This window comes from Parabacteroides distasonis, from assembly GCF_004793765.1.
Taxonomy (GTDB): domain Bacteria; phylum Bacteroidota; class Bacteroidia; order Bacteroidales; family Tannerellaceae; genus Parabacteroides; species Parabacteroides distasonis_A.
In genome coordinates, this window is the sequence record NZ_SRYM01000041.1 from 1 (window position 1) to 20,253 (window position 20,253).

The following is a 20,253-nucleotide window of genomic DNA, read 5'->3' on the forward strand; positions in this document are numbered from 1 at the left end:
TAGAGCATAACCTTGCCAAGGTTAGGGTCGCGGGTTCGAGTCCCGTCTTCCGCTCGCTTCCAAAAGGCCTCGCTGTTCGAAAGAATAGCGGGGCTTTTTATTTCTAAAATAGAATCGTATCTTTATCTTCAATTAAAGTGAGGGTTATGGAATTACGTACAGCGAATGTTACCCGATATATCATGCCTCTGCGGGAAGGCGGATCATTGCCTGCTTTAGCGGAAGCGGACGATGGATTTAAATATGTCGTTAAGTTCCGGGGAGCCGGACATGGGACGAAAGCCCTGATAGCCGAGTTGATCGGAGGCGAGGTTGCTCGTTGCTTGGGTTTCCATGTACCGGAATTAGTCTTCCTAAATCTTGATGAGGCTTTCGGGCGATCGGAAGGTGACGAGGAGATACAAGACTTACTACAAACAAGCCAAGGGCTCAATCTGGGATTGCATTTCTTATCCGGGGCCTTGACTTTCGACCCGGTAGTCAATCATGTAGATCCCAAACTCGCCTCACAAGTCGTATGGCTCGATGCTCTATTGACAAATATAGATCGCACGGTCCGGAATACGAATATGCTGGTATGGAATAAGGAACTTTGGCTCATCGATCATGGGGCTTCCTTATTTTTCCATTTCTCATGGGTAAATTGGCAAAAACATGCGATCGGCCCTTTCATCCATATCAAGGATCATGTATTATTGCCACAAGCGACGCTGCTGGAGGAAGTAGACAAGGATTTCAAACGTATCTTAACGGAAGAGAAAATTCGTGAGATCGTAGGTCTAGTACCCGATGATTGGTTGCATTGGAACGATAGTCCTGGTACGCCTCAAGAAATACGTGATGTATATATCCGGTTCTTAATTGACCGAATCGCCCATTCTGACACGTTTATAAATGAAGCTCGACATGCAAGATAAACACTTATATGAATATGCCGTAATCCGTATCGTACCGAAAATCGAACGGGAGGAGTTTATCAATGTAGGCCTTATCATGTTCTGTAAACGGCCTAAATTCATCAAGGCTCGCTATCATGTAGACGAGGAGAAACTTCGTCTGTTCACATCAGATATAGATAAAGAATCTTTGTGCGCCAATCTCCACGTTTTCGATAAGATATGTTCCGGCGCCAAGGATGGAGGCCCTATAGCCACCCTAGATATTCCGGAGCGCTTTCGTTGGCTTACCGCCATAAGAAGTGCCTCTATCCAAACCTCACGTCCACATCCCGGTTTTTCCAATGATCTAGAACAGACATTTGAGAGATTATTTCAAGAATTAGTCTTATAGATAATAAACATAAATCTCCATATCACGATAAAAGAAAAAAGACGGATCGTCTAAACAACCCGTCTTTCCTTATTGAATTAATAGATATTATACTTTTCCTCTTAAGTCCGCATCCATAGAAGCGGCAGCCTTACGACCGTCTCCCATCGCCAGAATTACGGTAGCTCCACCACGAACGATGTCACCACCAGCATACACATCGCCTAAAGCAGAACGCATGCTGTCCTCTTCCACTACGATCGTGCCCTTCTTGCTCACCTCCAAGCCTCCAAAGGCACGGGGTATTAATGGATTCGGAGATACACCGACACTAACAATCACCTCGTCTACATCGATCGTTTCGATAGCACCTTCGATAGGTACCGGACGACGGCGACCAGAGGCATCCGGCTCGCCCAATTCCATCTTCTGCAAACGCATCTGTTTCACACGGCCTCTTTCATCACCTATATATTCGATCGGATTATGAAGCGTCATGAACTCCACACCTTCTTCCTTCGCATGTTTCACCTCTTCCAGACGGGCAGGCATCTCCTCCTCGCTACGACGGTAGACAATCATAGCACGCTCAGCGCCCAGACGACGAGCGGTACGGACAGAGTCCATAGCGGTATTTCCTCCACCGATCACGGCCACCTTCTTTCCTTGTAGCACTGGCGTATCACTTTCCGGATTTGCCGCATCCATCAAGTTTACACGGGTCAAATACTCGTTGGACGACATCACGCCCACAAAGTTCTCACCAGGAATGTTCATAAAGTTAGGCAGACCGGCACCACTTGCCACAAACACGCCCTTAAAGCCATCCGCATGCAAATCCTCATAACTGATCGTCTTACCCACGATACAATCTTTCTCAAACCGTACGCCCATCTTCCGAAGGCCATCAATCTCCACGTCCACGATCTTATTCGGTAGGCGGAACTCCGGAATACCATATTTCAATACACCACCGATCTCATGCAATGCCTCGAACACAGTCACATCATATCCACGCTTCGCCATATCTCCGGCAAAAGACAATCCGGCAGGACCGGAACCTACCACGGCAATCTTGATACCGTTCTTCTCCGCGATCTCCGGAACCGAGATATTACCGCTCTCACGTTCGTAATCAGCGGCGAAACGCTCCAAGTAGCCAATGGCAACCGCTTCCTTACCCATTTTCAAATGGATACACTTGCTCTCGCATTGTTTCTCCTGCGGACAGACACGACCGCAAACAGCGGGCAGGGCACTTGTCTCTTTCAAGGTCTTAGCGGCCTCCAAAAATTCCCCACGCTCGATATTCTTGATAAAAGTAGGTACATTGATATTTACCGGACATCCCTGCATACAAGTAGGATTCGGACAATCCAAACAGCGCTCGGCCTCTTGCATGGCCTGTTCTTTTGTCAAGCCTAAGTTAACCTCCTCCAAACGGGTACGACTCCGGTATTCCGGGTCCAACTCGTTCATCTTCACACGGGGGATATCCGCACGTTCTTTATTTTTCTTGCTTTTGCGAAGCGCCTCCCGCCAAGGTTCGGCACGACGAGCAGCGATTAATTCTTCTGTTGTCATGATTCAATTACGTGGTTTCGTTATTTCTTCTCTATATCCTTATAAGCGCCGAGACGCATGATCATCTCATCAAAATCCACTTGATGAGCATCGAACTCCGGTCCGTCCACACAAACGAACTTGGTCTTCCCGCCTACCGTGATACGGCAAGCACCACACATACCCGTTCCGTCCACCATGATCGTATTCAAGGAAGCTACGGTAGGAATCTCGTATTTCTTTGTAAGAGCGGAAACGAATTTCATCATAATAGCCGGACCGATCGTAACGCATAAATCCACCCTCTCCCGGTTGATCACGCTCTCCACACCATTCGTCACCAAGCCTTTCGTACCCAGAGAGCCATCATCCGTCATGATAATTACCTCATCCGAGTTTTGGCGCATCTGCTCCTCAAGGATTACCAAGTCCTTGGTACGGGCCGCCAATACGACGATCACACGATTTCCTGCCTTATGGAAAGCCTCCACGATCGGCAACAACGGAGCGACACCTACGCCACCACCGGCACAAACAACCGTTCCAACCTTCTCGATATGGGTAGCCTGCCCTAACGGACCCACCACATCCGTGATATAGTCACCCTCGTCCAATTCACAGATCTTACGGGATGAGCCGCCTACCGCTTGGATCACCAAAGTGATGGTACCTTTCTCGGTATCCGCCCCGGCAATGGTAAGAGGTATACGTTCGCCTTTTTCGCCAACCTTCACGATCACGAAGTGACCGGCCTTGCGGGAGCGGGCGATCAAAGGAGCCTCGACTTCCAGCTTCACCACGTTGGCTGAGAAATGTTCTTTACTTACAATCTTATTCATTATAATCGCTACTGTTGATAGTTTGTCTTGTTTTGCTGGCAAAAATAAGATAAAAAAGTGAATACAGCCCTATTTCCCTTAACAAAAGGCTTTATTCAAACAAACCTTCATCACGCACTAACATCAAAATAGCGGAATGAGGGACAATCAAGAACTTCTCGTCATTAAAATTGATCTCGTAAGCGGCATTCTGCAAATAGACTGCCAAATCACCTTCACGGGCTTGAAGCGGTAAGTATTGCACCTCCTCCCCTTTCTTTTTCTCCCATACCTCATGCTCCTCGGATTGAGAAGGCAATGGATATCCAGGCCCCGTCTTTATGATATAACCCGCTTGTATCTTCTCCCCTTGTTGGACCGAGGGAGGCAAATACAATCCGGTCTTCGTCTGGCTCTGTGGATTCTTAGGCTTAATCAATACTTTATCGCCTATCATCAGAAATTTATCGATGTCTTTTTGATCTATGGATAGTTGCATGATTATAAGATGTTAAATTTTTATTTCGCGAACTTACGGAAAGTTTACCAAAAATAAAAGCGAGCCTTCTTGATGAAAGCCCGCTCTTATCTATAATGAACATTTATCTATATTAAATAGAACGTCCCTTGAATACATTCGACTCGCTCGAAGGATAGAGATTTCCCGTAAAGGATATACGATTGCTATTAAAGTTTGGCGATACCGTGGCTGTACATTTATTCGTACCTTTCGTCATACGGAACGTAACCCTAGCGGATACCGCTACACCCTGCACATTCATCTCGTACATAACGTTTCCTTTTTTGTCAGTCTTCATCTGTACACCGGAAGTTGTTCCATCAACCGTTATCCCTCCTATTCCGTTAGGACCGGCCGCCGGAGTATTAAACGCTAACTGAATAGTAGCTTTCTCACCTTTCACCGAAACGAAGTTCGTGTTCGGGGTAACATAAACAAAACTACCGCGCTTAAACTCTATACGATCCGCTTCCAATACGAAATCCTTATTCTTCAAAGCTTGCACCGCTTGTTCAAACAATGCGTTAGCTTCGGCTTCCTCCGCCGCTTTCTTCGCTGCCTTCTCCGCTTTCTTTGCTTCTTTCTCGGCTTGTTTCGCAACTTTCTCTGCGGACTTGTCCTGCTGTGCCATCATCGACCCTGCACCAAATAATAAAACAGCGAGCAACAATACAATCTTCTTCATATTAACTCATTTTTAAAGGTTTGTCTAAAAAGTACTTTTATACATACAATAAAAATACAATTAACATCGACATAAGTTCATCTTTAACCCTTATTTTTCACGTTTTTAACATGATACCATAAAAAGCCCCATGCGGTTACCGCCGCGATGAAATCGGAGAAAGGTTGCGCTAGCCAAACGCCATCCAATCCCCAGATCGGAGGAAATAGCAGGATAGCCGGTATCAGGAATAAAACCTGCCGACTTAGACTCAGAAACATCGCTTTCCATGCGACACCGATACTTTGAAAAAACTGGCTGATCGTAATCTGGGAACCGACAACGAAAAAGACCAGCATCGTCAGACGTAATCCATTGTCCGTAATCGACACCAATTCGGCATCCGTTGAGAATACGCTAACGATCAGTCTTGGGAATAACAAACTGACGATACATCCTACCCCTGTAATCAAGGTCGATACTATAATAGACAACCGCAAGGTAGCCAATACCCGGTTATGATGCCCAGCGCCATGATTAAACCCGACAATCGGTTGCATCCCTTGGGCGATACCGATAATCAACATAACCAGCAGCATGGCAATACTGGAAATAATACCGCTGGCACCAATCGCCAAATCGCCTCCATTCTCTTTCAACGCATGGTTCATGATCACCACAACCACACTGCCCGCCAGCTGCATGGAAAATGGAGACATGCCGATCGTAAATATATTCCAAATAATGGAACCTTTCAACCGGAAATATTTCGTATGGAAACGTACGATACTATCCTTGCTGATAAAATGACTCATCACGAAAGCGGCACCGGCGGCCATGGAGATCACCGTAGCGATAGCGGCACCCTGTATCCCCATATCCAGCCAGAAGATAAAGATCGGGTCTAGGATCACGTTCAATACGGCACCGATCATCATCGTGAACATCGCCTTTTTCGGATATCCGGAAGCACGCATCACGGCATTAAAGCTAAAGCTTAATGTAGCCAGCAAATTACCCGGGATAGCGATATATAAATAGTCTTTCGCATAAGGTATCGTCTGCTCGCTTCCTCCGAACCACGTTAACAAATCATCCAAGAAAATCATACTGGGGATAATCGTCAAGGCTCCGATAATGAATGTCAAAGTGAAAGCGTTTCCTAATACGTTATCTGCCAGATCATTCGCCTTACGGCCTAGATGAATGGAGACCCTTGTAGCGGCTCCCGCACCGATCAACATTCCAAATGCCTGCATAAAGAGTAGTATCGGGAAAGTCAAAGTCAATCCGGAGATAGCTAGCGCACCCACTCCTTGTCCGATAAATATACGATCAACGATATTATAAAGAGCATTAACCATGGTCCCGATAACGGCGGGAATCGCGTAATGTACCAACAAACGGCCTATATTCTCATTTTCCAGCCGCCATGTAATCTCATTTGTCATAACAAACTCGTTTCTTATAAGATTTGAATCCATGAGACCATCTCCGCCATACTTGTCGCAATCTTTACATCCCCATCGGGTAATTGGATACGCAGGCGATCCGGTGCCTCACAATAAACATTTATAGAATCCTTATTCACCGGGGAGGGTTTAAATCCATTCCGGATCAAGGCATTCCCCACCCAATAAGAAACCATGAAATCTCCCTCTACCCCGATCGGAACAGTAGGCGCTACCGTATTCAATTTTCCGGTATTCGGATCAAACACGATTCCTTCCTTACCGAAGAATGTCTCAAACGACCCTCCCATAATCAAGTCCTCCGGCGTTCCACAAGCCATCGGACGTTTTTTCTCTTGCAGCCACAGGCAATCCCCCAGCTGGATCGCTAAATCCAGATCATGCGTTGATAAGAGAATCGCTTTTTGTTGCTTTACCGCTAATTTATGTAACAAGACCATAGTCTCTATCCGACTTGTCACATCTAAAAAGGCCGTCGGCTCATCCAACAATATGATGGGGCATTGCTGAGCCAAAGCTTTAGCGATCATGGCTTTCTGACGCTCGCCATCACTAAGTTCCGACACATAATTATAAGCCTTATGAGCGATACCGGCGGCAGCAAGCGATTCCTCGATAATCCTGCGATCTTCCTGCCTTAATTGTCCGAAAAAGCCGGTATAGGGATGTCTTCCTAAAGAGACCAACTCGTAAACCGTTATTCCACCGGCATTTGTCTTCTCCGTGAGAACAACACCTACCATCCGGGAAAAATCACCTTGCGAGTAAGAGGCCAACGGCTTTCCTTTCAATTCGATCTCGCCCCCCAGAGAAGGCTGGAAACCGCACAGCGTACGCAATAAGGTAGACTTTCCCGCACCATTCAACCCGAGAAGGCAAGTCACCTCGCCCGGATATAAATCCAAGTCGAGGGCATCATGCACCAACTTTAGGTGTCCACCTTTCAAAACATATCCAATACTCAGATTTCTTGTCCTTATAACTGGAATCCTTTCCATAACCACTAATTAAAATATTGAATATTCTTCCGGTTTACGATTACATAGATAATAACCGGCGCACCCAGCATAGGTGTCACCGCGTTCAAGGGTAAAATCGTGTTGCTTCCCGGTACGACCATCAATAAATTACAAAGCAAGGCGATACAGGAGCCCGTCAACATCGTTATCGGCACCAATATCTTATGATTGGAAGAACCAAGCATCAGTCGTGCGATATGCGGAACCGCTAATCCGATAAAAGAGATCGGTCCGCAGAAAGCGGTAGTCGTAGCGGTCAATATCCCCGTACATAAAAGGATGGCTATTCGTGCCCGCTTGATCCGTATACCCAGATTAGCGGCATACATCTCTCCCAGCAACAAGGCATTCAGAGGCTTTATCAGCAAGACAGCCAACAGCAACCCGATCAATGCGCAAGTCCCGAAGAAAGGCAATTGTTCCAAGGATACCCCCGAGAAATTGCCCAGCCCCCACATCACGAAAGCATGTACCCTATCTGTCGAGGAATAATAGTTCAGTATAGAGATAACCGACGAGGCCAGATAGCCGATCATTATACCGATAATCAAGAGCATGACATTGTTCTTCACCTTCGCAGAGAAATAGATAATCAATCCCAAGATCACGCAAGCCCCTACGAACGCGGCGAGAATCACCGCCATATATCCGCTGACCGGCCAATCCGTAAACTGCCCCAGCGTACCTCCAAAATACAACATGATAGCGGCCACTCCCAGATTAGCCCCATCACTGATACCTAATATAGAGGGTCCGGCCAACGGATTCCGGAATAAGGTTTGCAACAACAGCCCACTCGTAGCCAGTGAAGCCCCCGCCAACAATGCGGTTATCGCCTGTGGCAAACGAGATTGCAACACGATATTCTGCCACGCGATCTTATCAGATCCCTTCCCCAGCAAAATATCCATCACGTGATCCAACGGGATCGATACCGCCCCATACGCCAGCCCCCCCACAAAGAGCGCCAAAAGAACCACCCCCATCAACGGATAAAAAAGCAACACCTGTCTGTTCATGTCGCGAAGGTACACAAAAAAGTAGTTATATCACACTTCCCGGATATGCGTCGTGCTCACGAACAAACTCTTGCCAGACCGTCTCGGACGGATCAAGAAGAGATAGCGAAATCCACCCCGCGTTATTTTCAAGGAGGCTTCCGTATATGCGATCGTTTTCGTACATTTGCGAAGTGAGACAATAAACAGGTTTAACTAAAAAAGTATTAGCTATGGGAAAATTCGTGAATCCGTTCACGGATCTTGGATTCAAGATCATCTTCGGTCAGCCGGCCAGCAAGCCGTTCCTGATCACGTTATTGAATGAGTTACTGGCGGGCGAGCACCGCATCGAGGACTTGGAGTTTCTGGACAAGGAGGATCACGCGGAGCATGTGCGGGACAAAGGGATCATCTACGACCTCTATTGCCGCACCTCCACGGGAGAGTATATCATCGTGGAGATGCAGAACCGCAAGCACCCGAATTTCCTGGATCGCACCTTGTATTACATGTGCCGTGCGGTGAGCCGGCAGGTCGAGTCTCCGGTTTCGGTAAGCGTGCCCGGATTAGATACCGGAGAGGAGGGCATGGAGATACGGGAGCCCTCGGCATCGTATGGTACGGACTATAAACTGAGCGTGGTGTATGGCGTTTTCTTCATGAACTTCAAGGAGCCGGACCTACCGGATCGTTTCCGGGTGGATGCCGGAATCCTGGACATGGAGAGCCATGAAACGCTAAACCCGCGTTTTCGGCAAATCTATTTGCAGTTCCCTTATTTCACGAAGGAACTGGATGAGTGTGAGACTTTATTAGAAAGACTTTTTTATGCGTTAAAGAACATGGAACATTGGATTCGAATGCCGGATACCTTGAAAGAGCAGGTATTCGCCCATCTATCCCGTCTGGCCGCCGTGGCGAACCTCTCCCCTGAGAACCGCCTCGCCTACGACCGTGCGGTAGATCGCTACAACGTAAACCGCCTCGCAGAGGAAGGTTTCCTGCGGGAAGTAGAGGAAGCGAAAGAGAAAGCGATAGCGGAGGCTGTGGCGGAGGCTGTGGCGAAAGCTGTGGCGAAAGCAAAGGTGGAAGCGGAAGCAAAAGGTATGAAGGACGGTTTGGAGAAAGGAATGGAGAAAGGAATGGAGGAAGCCCGCCTGGAAATGGCCCGACAATTGAAGCTGAACGGCGTGCCGACAGACATCATCGCCCGCAGCTCCGGCCTCCCCACAGAAGAGATCGAGCGACTGTAGCGCCACCGAGTCCCATCCCCCGGATGACCCAAAGATAACGCGGATCAAGCCGATGAACACAGACCTATATATTGAATCTTGATATAGGATCCGTGAGCATTCGCTTGATCCGCGTACTTCTTTGTGCCATTTCCATCTAGGCACACATCCCCTTTTCTTTCAAACGGCTAGTTCTCTGGCAAGAAAGCGATATGGAACGTCTCGTTTTGACCTGTTGAAGGACAATAACCACTTACATCTATATCTGTTCCGTGCAGGCTACCGTAAGGCGTGCTATTACTGCTCAATAGGACTTGATTACCGGAAGAGCCGATAACTAAACCCGGGACAGACGAGGTGAACGTATAAGACGTGAGAACCGGAGAAGTGATATAAAGATACATTGTCGTAATGCCATTTGGGATTCTCAAATTACTTCCTATTTGGAATGTGGCCCTATATCCCGAGGATGTCTCATACCACCCTGCCACGTTGTAGATGACACGTGCGTCATTCTCACTTGACATTTCCACATAATTAGCGGGCTTTTCCGCATAGTTAGCGACAGCTATAAATAACATCACTAACAAAAGAAAATACTTTTTCATAACTGTAATGCTTAAGATTATACAAAGAGGGCTAGACGACCCCTTAAATAAAGTTCCATCTAGCCCAAAGAATATTTTTAGAACGCAGGATAACCCGGATTCTGTGTCAATTTCGGATTAGACTGCCATGCCGTTTGTGATACGGGGAACAGCTTCAGATGCTCGCTGCTCTTTCTCTCACAATTAGAGGAAGCCCACATACCTTTGTCGTAGCAACCGAAGCGGATATCATCCTGACGGGAAGTCAATTCCCATGCGAATTCCAAACGGCGCTCCAATTGTACATCCTTCAAGGTAGCGTTCGCGATATTGTGGTTCGTATTTCCATAAGCACGCGCACGTACGGCGTTCACCAATTTCGTAGCCTCGCTCGCGCTACCGCCACTACGAAGTAACGCTTCCGCTTTCATTAGATATACATCTGCCAGACGGAATACATGATAGTCGTTACCCATAGCACTATTTAAAGAGCTGGAATACGGCCACTTGTTGGCGCGATAACCAGCCTGCTGCAATACGGCTCCCCAGTTGGTTCCGTCATATTGCGTACCCGGCATCATGGCGATCTCAGCCGTATAATCCAATTCCAGATTATAAGCGGTATAAAGCTTCTCACCCGTACTCAAATCGTATTGTTGTCCCATCAAGAAGCTACCTTCGTAGCGTGGGTCATCCTCCGGAAACAACTTCACGTAATCAGGCTGCGCGCACAAACCGTTCCATGCGCTAAAAGGAGCGCCATACACTAGATTTTGTTTATAGTGTAGGGAGTTGAGGTGTAACTGATTCTGTCTATTAGTATCAGACTCGGAGAAGATAGCCGCCAAGATCGCCTCCTTGGAGTTCTCGTTGGTCAAGGAGAAGTTATCCTTCCAGTTCGGCTCCAGGATATAGCCCATAGCCAACACCTTATCACATGCGTTGATTACTTTCTCGTAGGCATTGCCTGCGCAAGTCACGCCCCAAGCCTCGGCGTTCAGGTAAAGCTTGGCCAATAAGACTTGGGCGGCACCCTTCGTGAACTGGCCATAATTGCCCTCGCGATCCGGGCACTGGTCGGCGATGGCCTCTACCTCGCTCACTACCCAGTCGTAAACCTCTTGGCGAGACTTACAATCCGGCAACTCCTTGTCCTCGCTGCTGGTTACCAAGGGAACGTTACCCCAAAGGTCTACCATCTTATAGAACCAAAAAGCGCGTACACCACGTACGGAAGCCAAGGTCTGCGCTTTCTTCGTATCGGACAACGCCTCCGTGTTCTCGATCACGGCCAAAGCCGCGTTACAGGTACCGATCGACTGGGAAGCCGTGCTCCATGCGCCACGCACGCAAGAGGTCTGCGCCGTATAGTCGTGCATATAGATCTCGCGGTGCTGTCCGCCGTCGTACCAGTCGCCACCCTGACGGGTCGGTTTCACGGACATGGAGCCCGCTTGGTCATCCAGCGCATAAAAGTCTCCTCCAAAATAACTGCGCAACGTGTTATTGACCGTACCGACCAACGCGTCGATCTCGGTCTCTGTCATACCAAACGTATCGGCGGAGAGCTTATCGTAAACCTTCTCGTCCAGATCCGTACAGGACGGCATCGATAGCAACAAGGAAGCCCCGGCCAAAATGGATATAATTGTCTTTTTCTTCATGATAAATGCGATTTAATGATTAGAATGTCAAGTTAACACCAAACGTGAATGAACGTGCCTTCGGCATGTAGTTACGGGGCTCGATACCCGGATCCAAGCCGGCATTGTTATCACTGGCCTCACCACGGAAGATCTCGACTTCAGGATCCAGACCCTTATATCCCGTGATCACGAACAAATTCTGGGCTGCTACATACAAACGGGCCTTATTCAGCCAGTCAATCTTCTTCGTGTTGAAAGTATAACCGATAGACATGTTGTCCAAGCGAGCGAAAGAGCCGTTCTCGATATAGTATGAACATACGCGGGAATTCTCGCGCAATTTCAGCAAGTCATCGTTCTGCATGGCGTTCGTTCCACCGATATAGGTATTGTTGCCATACGCTGCCAACGGGTTGTTCAATACCTTCTGGCCTATGGACCCGCGGATAAAGAAGCTCGCGTCCCAGTTCTTCCAAGTGAAAGTGTTGTTCCATCCGAATGTCAGATCCGGTTGGGCGTCGCCCACATACGTGCGGTCGTCATCGGAGATCTGGCCGTCGCCATTGATGTCCTCAATGATGAAATGGCCGTCAGCGTCAAGGCCGTTGCATTTCAACATGAAGAACTGGCCTACCGGACGGCCTTCCTCTACCACGTGGGAAGTCACGCCGGAAGCACCGCGGATCCAAGGATCACCTACGTAAACACGGTCGGTAGAATACAACTCATTAGACAGTTTCGTGATCTCATTCTTGTTGTGAGATAGGTTGATGGAGGTATTCCAGTTGAATGTCTTGTTACGGATCACGTCTAGGTTCAACATTACCTCGATACCCTTATTGCTCATATCGCCTACGTTAGCGGCGATCGTGCTGTATACGTATGTCGGGGTTGGAACAGAGTAGTTATATAACATGTCGGAAGTCTTCTTGTCATAGTACTCAACCGTACCGCCCAAGCGGCCATTGAACAACTGGAAGTCCAAGCCGACGTTAAACATCGCGGTGGATTCCCACTTCAAGTTCGGGTTCGCGTTCTGCGACACACGGTAAGCGATCAGCTGAGAGCCGGCGGCATTCGTATAGGTACCGTATGCCTCGTAAAGCTCCAAGGACTTATACGGGGTCAGACCATCCTGGTTACCGGTCACGCCATAACCCACGCGAAGCTTCAAGTCGCTCAACCAATCCTTCGTGTTCTCCATGAAGGCCTCTTGAGAGATACCCCAAGCCGCTGATACGGACGGGAACCATCCCCACTTATTATTAGCACCGAACTTAGAGGAACCATCACGACGAACAGTAGCCGTAATCATATAACGCTCGTCATAACTATAGTGAGCACGGGCGAAGAAGGAGATCAACTTATACTCGTTACGGGCGGAGGTCACGTCTCCCACCTTCAACTCGGAACCGGACTGGATGTTGTCGGCTCCCATGGAAACCACAGCGAAGTTTCGCGCGATCGAACGCTGGTCGGCGGACTGGTTCGTCTCCCATGAATAACCGGCCAACGCGCTCAGCTTATGCTTCTCGTCGGCGCCGAAGCTCTTGTCGTAGTTCAACGTCCACTCCATCAACTCGCGATCCCACGTGCGGGCGCGTCTCTGAGCGTAACCACTACCCAAAGCAGCCTTGGTACGCGGATCGTCCCATTGGCTGTAATCGCTGGAATAGCGGCTCTTGTACAGGTTCACCTTGGCGTTCAAGCCGTCGATGATCTCGAACTGGATGTCGCCCTGTCCGTAGAAGTAGTTGTTCTTGGATTTGCGGTAGTTCAAATCCTGGCTCTGTACCGGGTTACCTTGGTCGTACTCGGCGTTGAAATCCGTGAAGTAAGTGCCGTCGGAATTGAATACCGGAAGTACCGGGGCCATGTTGTAGGCCAGGATATAATCATCCGCTCTAGGCATCTGCATATCCGTCAGCGTGGCGGATCCCGTCAAGCCGATACGCAAGCGGTCGTTGATGGCGCGCTGCTGGAACTGGAAGCGGAAGCTATGGCGCTTCATCCAGTTGTTGCGGGCGATACCGTTACGATCCAAATAGGTATAGGAAGCGCGGTAGTTGCTCTTGGAGGAGCCGCCGGACAAGGACAAGGAGTGGTTTTGGGAAATACCCGTGCGAAGCATCTCGCCGAACCAGTCCGTATCGGAGTTGAAACGGTCGAAACCGCTCAGGTCGTTACCCAGCGTGCGGTTCGCGTCGCGCCACTCCTGTGCGTTCAGCAGGTCGGGCTTGTTGGCCACCTTGTCCATGGTTACATAGCCGTCGTAGTTTATCTGGGTCTTCGATCCGGATCCTCTCTTGGTCGTGATCAAGATCACACCGCCGGCGGCGCGGGAGCCGTAGATGGCGGCCGAGGAGGCGTCCTTCAAGACGGAGATAGATTCGATATCGGACGGGGAAACCGTGGACATGTCGCCACCGGGCACGCCGTCGATCACGATCATCGGGCCTTGGTCGTTCTGCAACGTGGAGGTACCGCGCAGGCGGATCTGCGAGTTACGCGTCACGTCGCCCGAGCCGGAGGTGATCTGCAAGCCGGCCACCTTGCCTTGCAACAGGTCGGAAGCGTCGCGGTTCACACCCTTGTTGAAGTTCTCCTCGGAGATGTTCGCCACGGATCCCGTGATCTCCTTACGGGTCTGCGTACCGTAGCCGATGGCTACGACCTCGCCCAGGTTCACCACGGAGGGAGACAGCTTGATTTCTACCGTCTTACGTCCCTTCACGCTTTCTTCTACCGTGTTGTAACCGATGAAAGATGCTTGGAGCACAGCCTTTTTCAAGTCATTTACGGTAAGGCTGTAGTTACCGTCCATGTCGGTGATGGTACCGTTGGTGGTTCCTTTCTCGACGATGTTCGCGCCGATGATGGGCTCACCTAGTTCGTCCAGGACTTTTCCCTTAACGGCGCCTTGCTGGGCGAAGGCCGCCGTCATGCAAAAGGACATCAACACCGCAAGTATCGCTACCTTGCAGCGTCTGAAAGAATCGAAAGTTTTCTTTCTTTGCATAATTAATTTGTTTTTAGGTTAACAATGGTTGATCTATTAGATTCAACGTTACTATAAATATCGGTGCAAAAATAATAATTTTCTCTAATGATATCATCTCGAATCTATAAATTTCACAAAAAAGTAAAAAAAACCGCCAACCGAAGTTGGCGGGGAATCTTATATATAGCGTTACCTGCGTGGTACCCGCGGCTCTGTCAGATCTCGTCCGGGCTTTCCGAGTCTCCCGTACCCGGGTTCTGGTTGTCTCCCACGAACATGGCTACTATGCGGGGAGCGATATAGAAACCGTAGCAATAGCCGGCGGCCTCTTCGGGTATGGTAGCCTCCACGCGGTCGTTCTGGCGAAGGGTAACGGTAAGGTCGGCCATCGCATGGTTGCCCGTCTGCGTGGCGGTCGCGCCGTAGAGCACCTGCACGGGCGCCGTCCCGCCCAGCCGCGAGCCCTCCAGCACTACCTTGTCGTCTTTCCCGATGGCGAATGCCTTCGAGCCCGTCAGCCTAACCGTGCCGCCTACGGTAAGCTGCGAGACGACGGGCCCCGCGGCCGACGCCATGTCATCACTCCCGTCCGGCTCCAGGGCTACGCTGACAGAGCCGTATGCCTTCCGGGCATCGTCTTTGGCGAGGTTGCTGTTATACTCGTCGAAGAGCGCGTTCATCACCACCAGCCGTTGCGACGACACGAGCAACCTGCCCTCTCCCCGCCGCGAGTGCACCCAGGCGAAGGCCCCCTGCCCGATATTCTCGCCATGCGACAGGAATCCGTCCGACACGCTGAAGCCTACCGGGGGGGCCACCGCACGCAGGGGCGAGAGGTCGGCGGCGTCGAGCGTCACCTTGTACACGTTCACGGTCACGAAGGGCACGCCCGTCTCCACGTTCACGTTCTGCAAGACGCTGAAGTAAGTGATCGCGTCGCCATACTCATACAACTCGTTGTTCGTCACCACGGCGCGGGCGAAATCCGCCACGGTCGTCGTGTCCGAGATTTGCAGGTCGCCCAGGGCGATATCCGAGTAAGTATCCGTCCCCAGCCCCTGCGTGCGGATGGAGACGAGCGACCCCTCCGTGATCTGATAAGGCGCCGCCACGCAATACCCCGCCGCCGACTCGGCCCTGGTCAGGAAGACGGGCGCGCTCTGCAGGTTGATGCTCATGAAGCGGTTGTAATCCGATTGGTCTCCCCGGCTCCTCCGGCTTCGCTTCCTCTCGAAGCCATCCTTCAGCAATCCGTGGAACGACCTGTACATCGCGACGATGTTCGGGAATTTAATGCGTTGGTTCACTTGCAACGCTGTCTTGGGATTCCTTATTGTCCGGACACGTGCTTTGATGATTTGTTCTCCACTAAGGACCGCATAGGTAAGGTTACCCGCTGATCCGCTGACCGTAGTCATGATACCATTTCCTCTAGCCATAGCTGTAGAATTTAGAGGCCGGAAGACTCACCGGCTTATCCGGTTGCTCTTCGTCTATAAAACAAGGAAGGGAGCGGAAAGGTTCGGGGCAAGGCCGCACCAAAAATAGGGTTCACGCCAAACCGGTTAAATATATATAAGGATTCTTATCGGTTTTAACGCGGAACGGGGTAGAAGCAGGGCCGTAGTAGGGCCGCTGTAGGGCCGTTGTAGGGCCGTTGTAAATCCCATTCCTGTGATCGGCGTTAAAATGGCGTCAGGATTTTAACAGATCGGTCCCGAAACGGCCCGAATCGTTAAAAGCGTTTTAACACGATTTTTTTCCGCCTTGTTATATAGTCGTTCTTCTTTACCCGCGCCCGTTCGCGGGGAATATCGCGGGACGCCGTAGTCCTGGACGAACTACGGCACTGACCGGCCCGGGCACCAGACGGACGCCATGAAGCGTGCCAGCCAGTGCCCTGGCATCAGGAGGGCGTTACCGCATGTCCGGTAGAGCTACCGCTCCAGCCTCTCCCTCTCCTTCAGGATACCATTCCTATAAGCGTAAAGCAACTTCCCAAGGTCCTTGATCTGGCATTGGAGGTCTGCCCCTTTATCCGTATCTTTCACCATCTGGCGATGGGAACTGAGCTCTACCACGATCATCGTGGATTTGATATCCAAGCCTTCCTCGATCGCTTTCGCCCGGGACTCGAAGGGTTCGTGCTGCACGAGCTGGAAGCCGCGGGAGTGATATACCAACGTATAGCCGGCGATACCGGTTTCCAAATGGTACGGGCGGGAGAAGCCGCCATCTATCACCAGCATCTTCCCGTTCGCCTTGATCGGGTTCTCGCCTTGATTGGAGCGGACGGGGACATGCCCGTTGATGATATGCCGGTGCATACCCGCCACCCCGAACTCATCCAATATCTTATCGCAGATTTCCTCCTGCTCGCGTAGCGTATAATAAGCCCCTTTCTCCTCCTTATGGGTCTCGGGCTCCCCGACGAAGGCACGCTCGAAGGTCGCCATCTTGCTCTTGTCGAACAGGGGGGAATCCTTGCCGCCCCACAAGTACCAGATATAATCGTGGGCGTATTCCACCTCCTCCTGCTCCCCGGTCTTAAAGTAAGCCGTACGGATCAACTGGTCCACACGGTCCAATAAGGCACGTCCCTTGTATTCCTGCCCCAGGATACGAACAGGCTTAAACGTCCCATCCGGGTTCATCGGAATAGAGGCGTGAAACAGTAAGTTGGAATTGCAAACCTGATACATCCCCCCATGCCGGAAGAAACAACGCATATGCTTTTTCATCTTCTCGCTACTCTCGAAAGAATGCAAGATCTTACGGATCAAGTCCTCCTCCTCGATCGAAAGGCGATATGGGTCTCTCGGGTCTAAAGTAGGCCAGTTAGTATCTTTAAGCGTATACTCCTTTCCATCGATATGAACCACTCCCCGCTTCAGGTCGATATGGTGCAATAACATCCGGTCGTCCATCTCAAACTCCGGACGACGGCGGATGATCTCCCCCTCCAGCTTGAACTGGATAATCGTGATCGCCTTATGCATCTGGGCGACCAGGCGGGTGGTCTTCTCATCCATCACGTTATCGGCGAACTTCGTCTTCGGCATGAATAACGCGCAAGGATCATCCCCGTACGCCTCCATGGCGAACGTGGCCAACGGCAAGAGATTGATGCCATATCCATCCTCCAAGGTAGCCATATTACCAAAGCGCAGACACATGCGGATCACGTTGGCGATACTTACCAGATTGCCCGAGGCGGCTCCCATCCACAAGACATCATGGTTGCCCCATTGAATATCGAAATTATGGTAATCGCAAAGGATATCCATGATCAGATGAGCGCCCGGACCCCGGTCGTAAATATCGCCGATGATGTGCAGCAGATCGATTGTCAGCCGTTGGATCAAGTTACACATAGCGATAATAAAATCGTCCGCACGTCCCGTGGAGATGATCGTACGGATAATCTGATCCACATATGCGGACTTATTCGGTTCTACGGAAGACTCGTGCAATAACTCCTGAATAATATAGGAGAACTCCTTGGGTAAAGCCTTACGTACTTTCGAACGGGTATATTTGGAAGACACGTTCCGGCAAACACGTACCAATTGATTCAAGGTCACCTGATACCAATCTTCCAGATCTTGCTCTTGGCCCCTGATCAGCTCCAGCTTATCCTCCGGATAATAAATCAAGGAACAAAGATCCTTCTTCTCGGATTCCCGGAGCGTATTGCTGAAAATCTCGTTCACCTTGCGCTTTACGGCGCCGGAAGCGTTCCGCAGCACATGGCTAAAGGCTTGATCCTCGCCATGCAAATCGCTTAAGAAATGCTCCGTTCCTTTCGGAAGGTTCAAGATCGCCTCCAGATTAATGATCTCCGTACTGGCATCCGCGATCGTCGGGAAACTCCGTGCCAACAATTGCAAATACCGTAAATCGTTTTGTACAGATTCGGCTATAATATCTTTTGTCATCTTGTCTCTTTTTATGCGCGAATATAAATAGATCCCGTTATTTAAACCGAACCTGCTCCGGTTTATTTTTCTTGGCTACTTGCTGGATCTCATAGGGGCCGACCTCTACGGCGCCCTTCGTCAATTCCGGAATATTGTAGGAATACAACTGATAGTCATACCTATCCGGATCTTCTTGAGGCAATAAGAATGGTTTCGAAGGTTTACCGTCTTCCCCTATATGGCAAATATAAGGCAAAGTATATAAACCGTTATCCCGACGGCTACTAAATACGACCCAATCGCTGTTACTACTCCAAGAATGATAGCTATCCGTATCCGGGCTATTCAACGCAGACATATCCACCGCTGTCCGGTTCTCCAGATCCATCATCCGGATCTCCGCGTCCGGGTGCCAAATAGGGAACTGCCCATAAGCGGTTTCCGTGTACATCAGGAAACGTCCATCGGGAGAGATACGAGGAAATGTATAGCTCAAGCTATCCGCTCGTACCAACGTATCGATCGGTAGACTGATCTCTCCACGATCCGGATCGAACGCCACACGGCAGAGACTATAACGTACCTTATCATAATTATCCGGCATCTTCCGGGCCGGGGCCGTGCAGAAATAAAGCCATTCACCATCCGGAGAGAAAGCGGGGAAAGTCTCGAAAGCGTCTTTTGTGATCAACGAGGCTTTCGAAAGGATTTCTTTGTTTTTCACGTCATACACCACCACGTCGGACTCCAAGTCGAAAACTTCCATCTTTTTCTCTTTCACGGAATGGAAAAACTGCTTGATATCATTTACCGATGTGGTGATATAACGCCCGGACGGATGCCAGAAAGGATATGTCATATTACTGATTGTCTCCTTCGTTTTCGTATTTAATTTACTGATTTTCTTGTCTTGGACAATATAAGTGCCGCCATTCGCCGCACGCATATGTAACATCATCTGCCCCGGATCTCCCATACAAAAAGAATGGCAGTTCATACAATTATAGCCGGTCATATCGTTACGGATAATAAGCCGTTCGTCAAACGACTCCAAATTCCGCTGGTAGATACCCACGATATGCCATTTCTCGTATCCCGGCTCTATCAAGCGGTATACTAAATGAGAGTCGATCGGTTGATCACTGATATAGACAGAGAATGGTGCCCATTTAGTCCACTCATCACCTATCTTCGTGGCGATCTCGACCTGAATCGATTTCCCACGGTTTTCCCGAGTCATACGCGTCCACTCTTTCGGATCGATTTGGATCGCGTTTGTCCCGTAATACTCATGATCCCCGATTTTAGCGTAACACTTCTCAGCCGGCACATCGATCCGGAAATTCAGCGGAGCTATATTATAAGGTATAGTAACACCTGCGTAATCGGGAAAAATAGGGGGAACATCCATGCGTTCACGCACCACGGACGAGGGTTTTTCTTGATTACCGGTATAGATCCAGACGGGTATCAATATCTGCAATATCAGATATACGACCACGAAACGTCGCACGATCTTTCTTTTCTTTGTATTATCCATG

Annotated in this window: 16 protein-coding genes; 3 read left to right on the forward strand and 13 right to left on the reverse strand. The window is 49.7% G+C overall.

Going from position 1 to position 20,253, the window contains the following annotated elements; all coding sequences use genetic code 11:
• Positions 1-146 precede the first annotated feature (146 nt).
• Positions 147-917 (forward strand): HipA family kinase, encoded by a 771-nt coding sequence (locus E5342_RS13200; RefSeq protein ID WP_121734925.1) that lies wholly within the window; start codon positions 147-149, stop codon positions 915-917.
• Positions 907-1,290 (forward strand): DUF3037 domain-containing protein, encoded by a 384-nt coding sequence (locus E5342_RS13205; protein ID WP_121734926.1) that lies wholly within the window; start codon positions 907-909, stop codon positions 1,288-1,290. The genes E5342_RS13200 and E5342_RS13205 overlap by 11 nt, the downstream gene beginning before the upstream one ends.
• Before the next feature lie 87 nt (positions 1,291-1,377).
• Here the strand turns inward: E5342_RS13205 and gltA are convergent, their stop codons facing one another.
• From gltA to E5342_RS13240, 7 genes are all read right to left on the reverse strand, one after another.
• A complete protein-coding gene (gene gltA, locus E5342_RS13210; protein WP_135959540.1) occupies positions 1,378-2,853 on the reverse strand; it encodes an NADPH-dependent glutamate synthase in 1,476 nt (491 codons plus the stop codon).
• A gap of 20 nt (positions 2,854-2,873) precedes the next feature.
• The gene (locus tag E5342_RS13215; protein ID WP_121734928.1) at positions 2,874-3,671 is read right to left on the reverse strand and encodes a sulfide/dihydroorotate dehydrogenase-like FAD/NAD-binding protein; all 798 of its coding nucleotides are present in this window, start codon (positions 3,669-3,671) and stop codon (positions 2,874-2,876) included.
• 91 nt (positions 3,672-3,762) lie between these two features.
• Complete coding sequence (locus tag E5342_RS13220; protein WP_005859009.1) at positions 3,763-4,149, reverse strand: co-chaperone GroES; 387 nt, start codon at positions 4,147-4,149, stop codon at positions 3,763-3,765.
• Between the two features lie 112 nt (positions 4,150-4,261).
• Complete coding sequence (locus E5342_RS13225) at positions 4,262-4,855, reverse strand: DUF4251 domain-containing protein (RefSeq protein ID WP_121734929.1); 594 nt, start codon at positions 4,853-4,855, stop codon at positions 4,262-4,264.
• 83 nt (positions 4,856-4,938) lie between these two features.
• Positions 4,939-6,285 (reverse strand): MATE family efflux transporter, encoded by a 1,347-nt coding sequence (locus E5342_RS13230; RefSeq protein ID WP_121734930.1) that lies wholly within the window; start codon positions 6,283-6,285, stop codon positions 4,939-4,941.
• A 14-nt stretch (positions 6,286-6,299) separates the two neighbouring features.
• The gene (locus E5342_RS13235; protein ID WP_121734931.1) at positions 6,300-7,304 is read right to left on the reverse strand and encodes an ABC transporter ATP-binding protein; all 1,005 of its coding nucleotides are present in this window, start codon (positions 7,302-7,304) and stop codon (positions 6,300-6,302) included.
• Between the two features lie 5 nt (positions 7,305-7,309).
• The gene (locus tag E5342_RS13240) at positions 7,310-8,344 is read right to left on the reverse strand and encodes an iron ABC transporter permease (protein WP_121734932.1); all 1,035 of its coding nucleotides are present in this window, start codon (positions 8,342-8,344) and stop codon (positions 7,310-7,312) included.
• Positions 8,345-8,556: 212 nt separating this feature from the next.
• On the opposite strand from E5342_RS13240, the gene E5342_RS13245 reads away from it, so the two are divergent.
• Positions 8,557-9,579, forward strand: coding sequence for an Rpn family recombination-promoting nuclease/putative transposase (locus tag E5342_RS13245; protein ID WP_121734933.1), 1,023 nt, complete (start codon positions 8,557-8,559; stop codon positions 9,577-9,579).
• 167 nt (positions 9,580-9,746) lie between these two features.
• Here E5342_RS13245 and E5342_RS13250 read toward each other — a convergent pair whose 3' ends face one another.
• The 6 genes from E5342_RS13250 to E5342_RS13275 form a co-directional block, all read right to left on the reverse strand.
• On the reverse strand, positions 9,747-10,166 hold the full coding sequence (locus E5342_RS13250) for a hypothetical protein (protein WP_135959541.1): 420 nt from the start codon (positions 10,164-10,166) through the stop codon (positions 9,747-9,749).
• 77 nt (positions 10,167-10,243) lie between these two features.
• Positions 10,244-11,809, reverse strand: coding sequence for a RagB/SusD family nutrient uptake outer membrane protein (locus E5342_RS13255; protein ID WP_135959542.1), 1,566 nt, complete (start codon positions 11,807-11,809; stop codon positions 10,244-10,246).
• 19 nt (positions 11,810-11,828) lie between these two features.
• Positions 11,829-14,810: a SusC/RagA family TonB-linked outer membrane protein gene (locus E5342_RS13260; RefSeq protein WP_121734936.1), complete on the reverse strand. Its 2,982-nt coding sequence runs from the start codon at positions 14,808-14,810 to the stop codon at positions 11,829-11,831.
• Between the two features lie 197 nt (positions 14,811-15,007).
• A complete protein-coding gene (locus E5342_RS13265) occupies positions 15,008-16,231 on the reverse strand; it encodes a hypothetical protein (protein WP_135959543.1) in 1,224 nt (407 codons plus the stop codon).
• A gap of 498 nt (positions 16,232-16,729) precedes the next feature.
• Positions 16,730-18,730, reverse strand: coding sequence for a fructose-1,6-bisphosphatase (locus E5342_RS13270; RefSeq protein ID WP_135959544.1), 2,001 nt, complete (start codon positions 18,728-18,730; stop codon positions 16,730-16,732).
• Positions 18,731-18,767: 37 nt separating this feature from the next.
• Positions 18,768-20,252, reverse strand: coding sequence for a PD40 domain-containing protein (locus tag E5342_RS13275; protein ID WP_135959545.1), 1,485 nt, complete (start codon positions 20,250-20,252; stop codon positions 18,768-18,770).
• Position 20,253: the final 1 nt, after the last annotated feature.

Bases quoted from the DNA above. Each gene is read 5' to 3' on its own strand.
- E5342_RS13230 (WP_121734930.1), bottom strand. From the start codon at position 6,285: ATGACAAATGAGATTACATGGCGGCTGGAAAATGAGAATATAGGCCGT.
- E5342_RS13220 (WP_005859009.1), bottom strand. From the start codon at position 4,149: ATGCAACTATCCATAGATCAAAAAGACATCGATAAATTTCTGATGATA.
- E5342_RS13235 (WP_121734931.1), bottom strand. From the start codon at position 7,304: ATGGAAAGGATTCCAGTTATAAGGACAAGAAATCTGAGTATTGGATAT.
- E5342_RS13270 (WP_135959544.1), bottom strand. From the start codon at position 18,730: ATGACAAAAGATATTATAGCCGAATCTGTACAAAACGATTTACGGTAT.
- E5342_RS13200 (WP_121734925.1), top strand. From the start codon at position 147: ATGGAATTACGTACAGCGAATGTTACCCGATATATCATGCCTCTGCGG.
- E5342_RS13215 (WP_121734928.1), bottom strand. From the start codon at position 3,671: ATGAATAAGATTGTAAGTAAAGAACATTTCTCAGCCAACGTGGTGAAG.
- E5342_RS13255 (WP_135959542.1), bottom strand. From the start codon at position 11,809: ATGAAGAAAAAGACAATTATATCCATTTTGGCCGGGGCTTCCTTGTTG.
- E5342_RS13260 (WP_121734936.1), bottom strand. From the start codon at position 14,810: ATGCAAAGAAAGAAAACTTTCGATTCTTTCAGACGCTGCAAGGTAGCG.
- E5342_RS13250 (WP_135959541.1), bottom strand. From the start codon at position 10,166: ATGAAAAAGTATTTTCTTTTGTTAGTGATGTTATTTATAGCTGTCGCT.
- gltA (WP_135959540.1), bottom strand. From the start codon at position 2,853: ATGACAACAGAAGAATTAATCGCTGCTCGTCGTGCCGAACCTTGGCGG.
- E5342_RS13240 (WP_121734932.1), bottom strand. From the start codon at position 8,344: ATGAACAGACAGGTGTTGCTTTTTTATCCGTTGATGGGGGTGGTTCTT.
- E5342_RS13225 (WP_121734929.1), bottom strand. From the start codon at position 4,855: ATGAAGAAGATTGTATTGTTGCTCGCTGTTTTATTATTTGGTGCAGGG.
- E5342_RS13205 (WP_121734926.1), top strand. From the start codon at position 907: ATGCAAGATAAACACTTATATGAATATGCCGTAATCCGTATCGTACCG.
- E5342_RS13275 (WP_135959545.1), bottom strand. From the start codon at position 20,252: ATGGATAATACAAAGAAAAGAAAGATCGTGCGACGTTTCGTGGTCGTA.
- E5342_RS13265 (WP_135959543.1), bottom strand. From the start codon at position 16,231: ATGGCTAGAGGAAATGGTATCATGACTACGGTCAGCGGATCAGCGGGT.
- E5342_RS13245 (WP_121734933.1), top strand. From the start codon at position 8,557: ATGGGAAAATTCGTGAATCCGTTCACGGATCTTGGATTCAAGATCATC.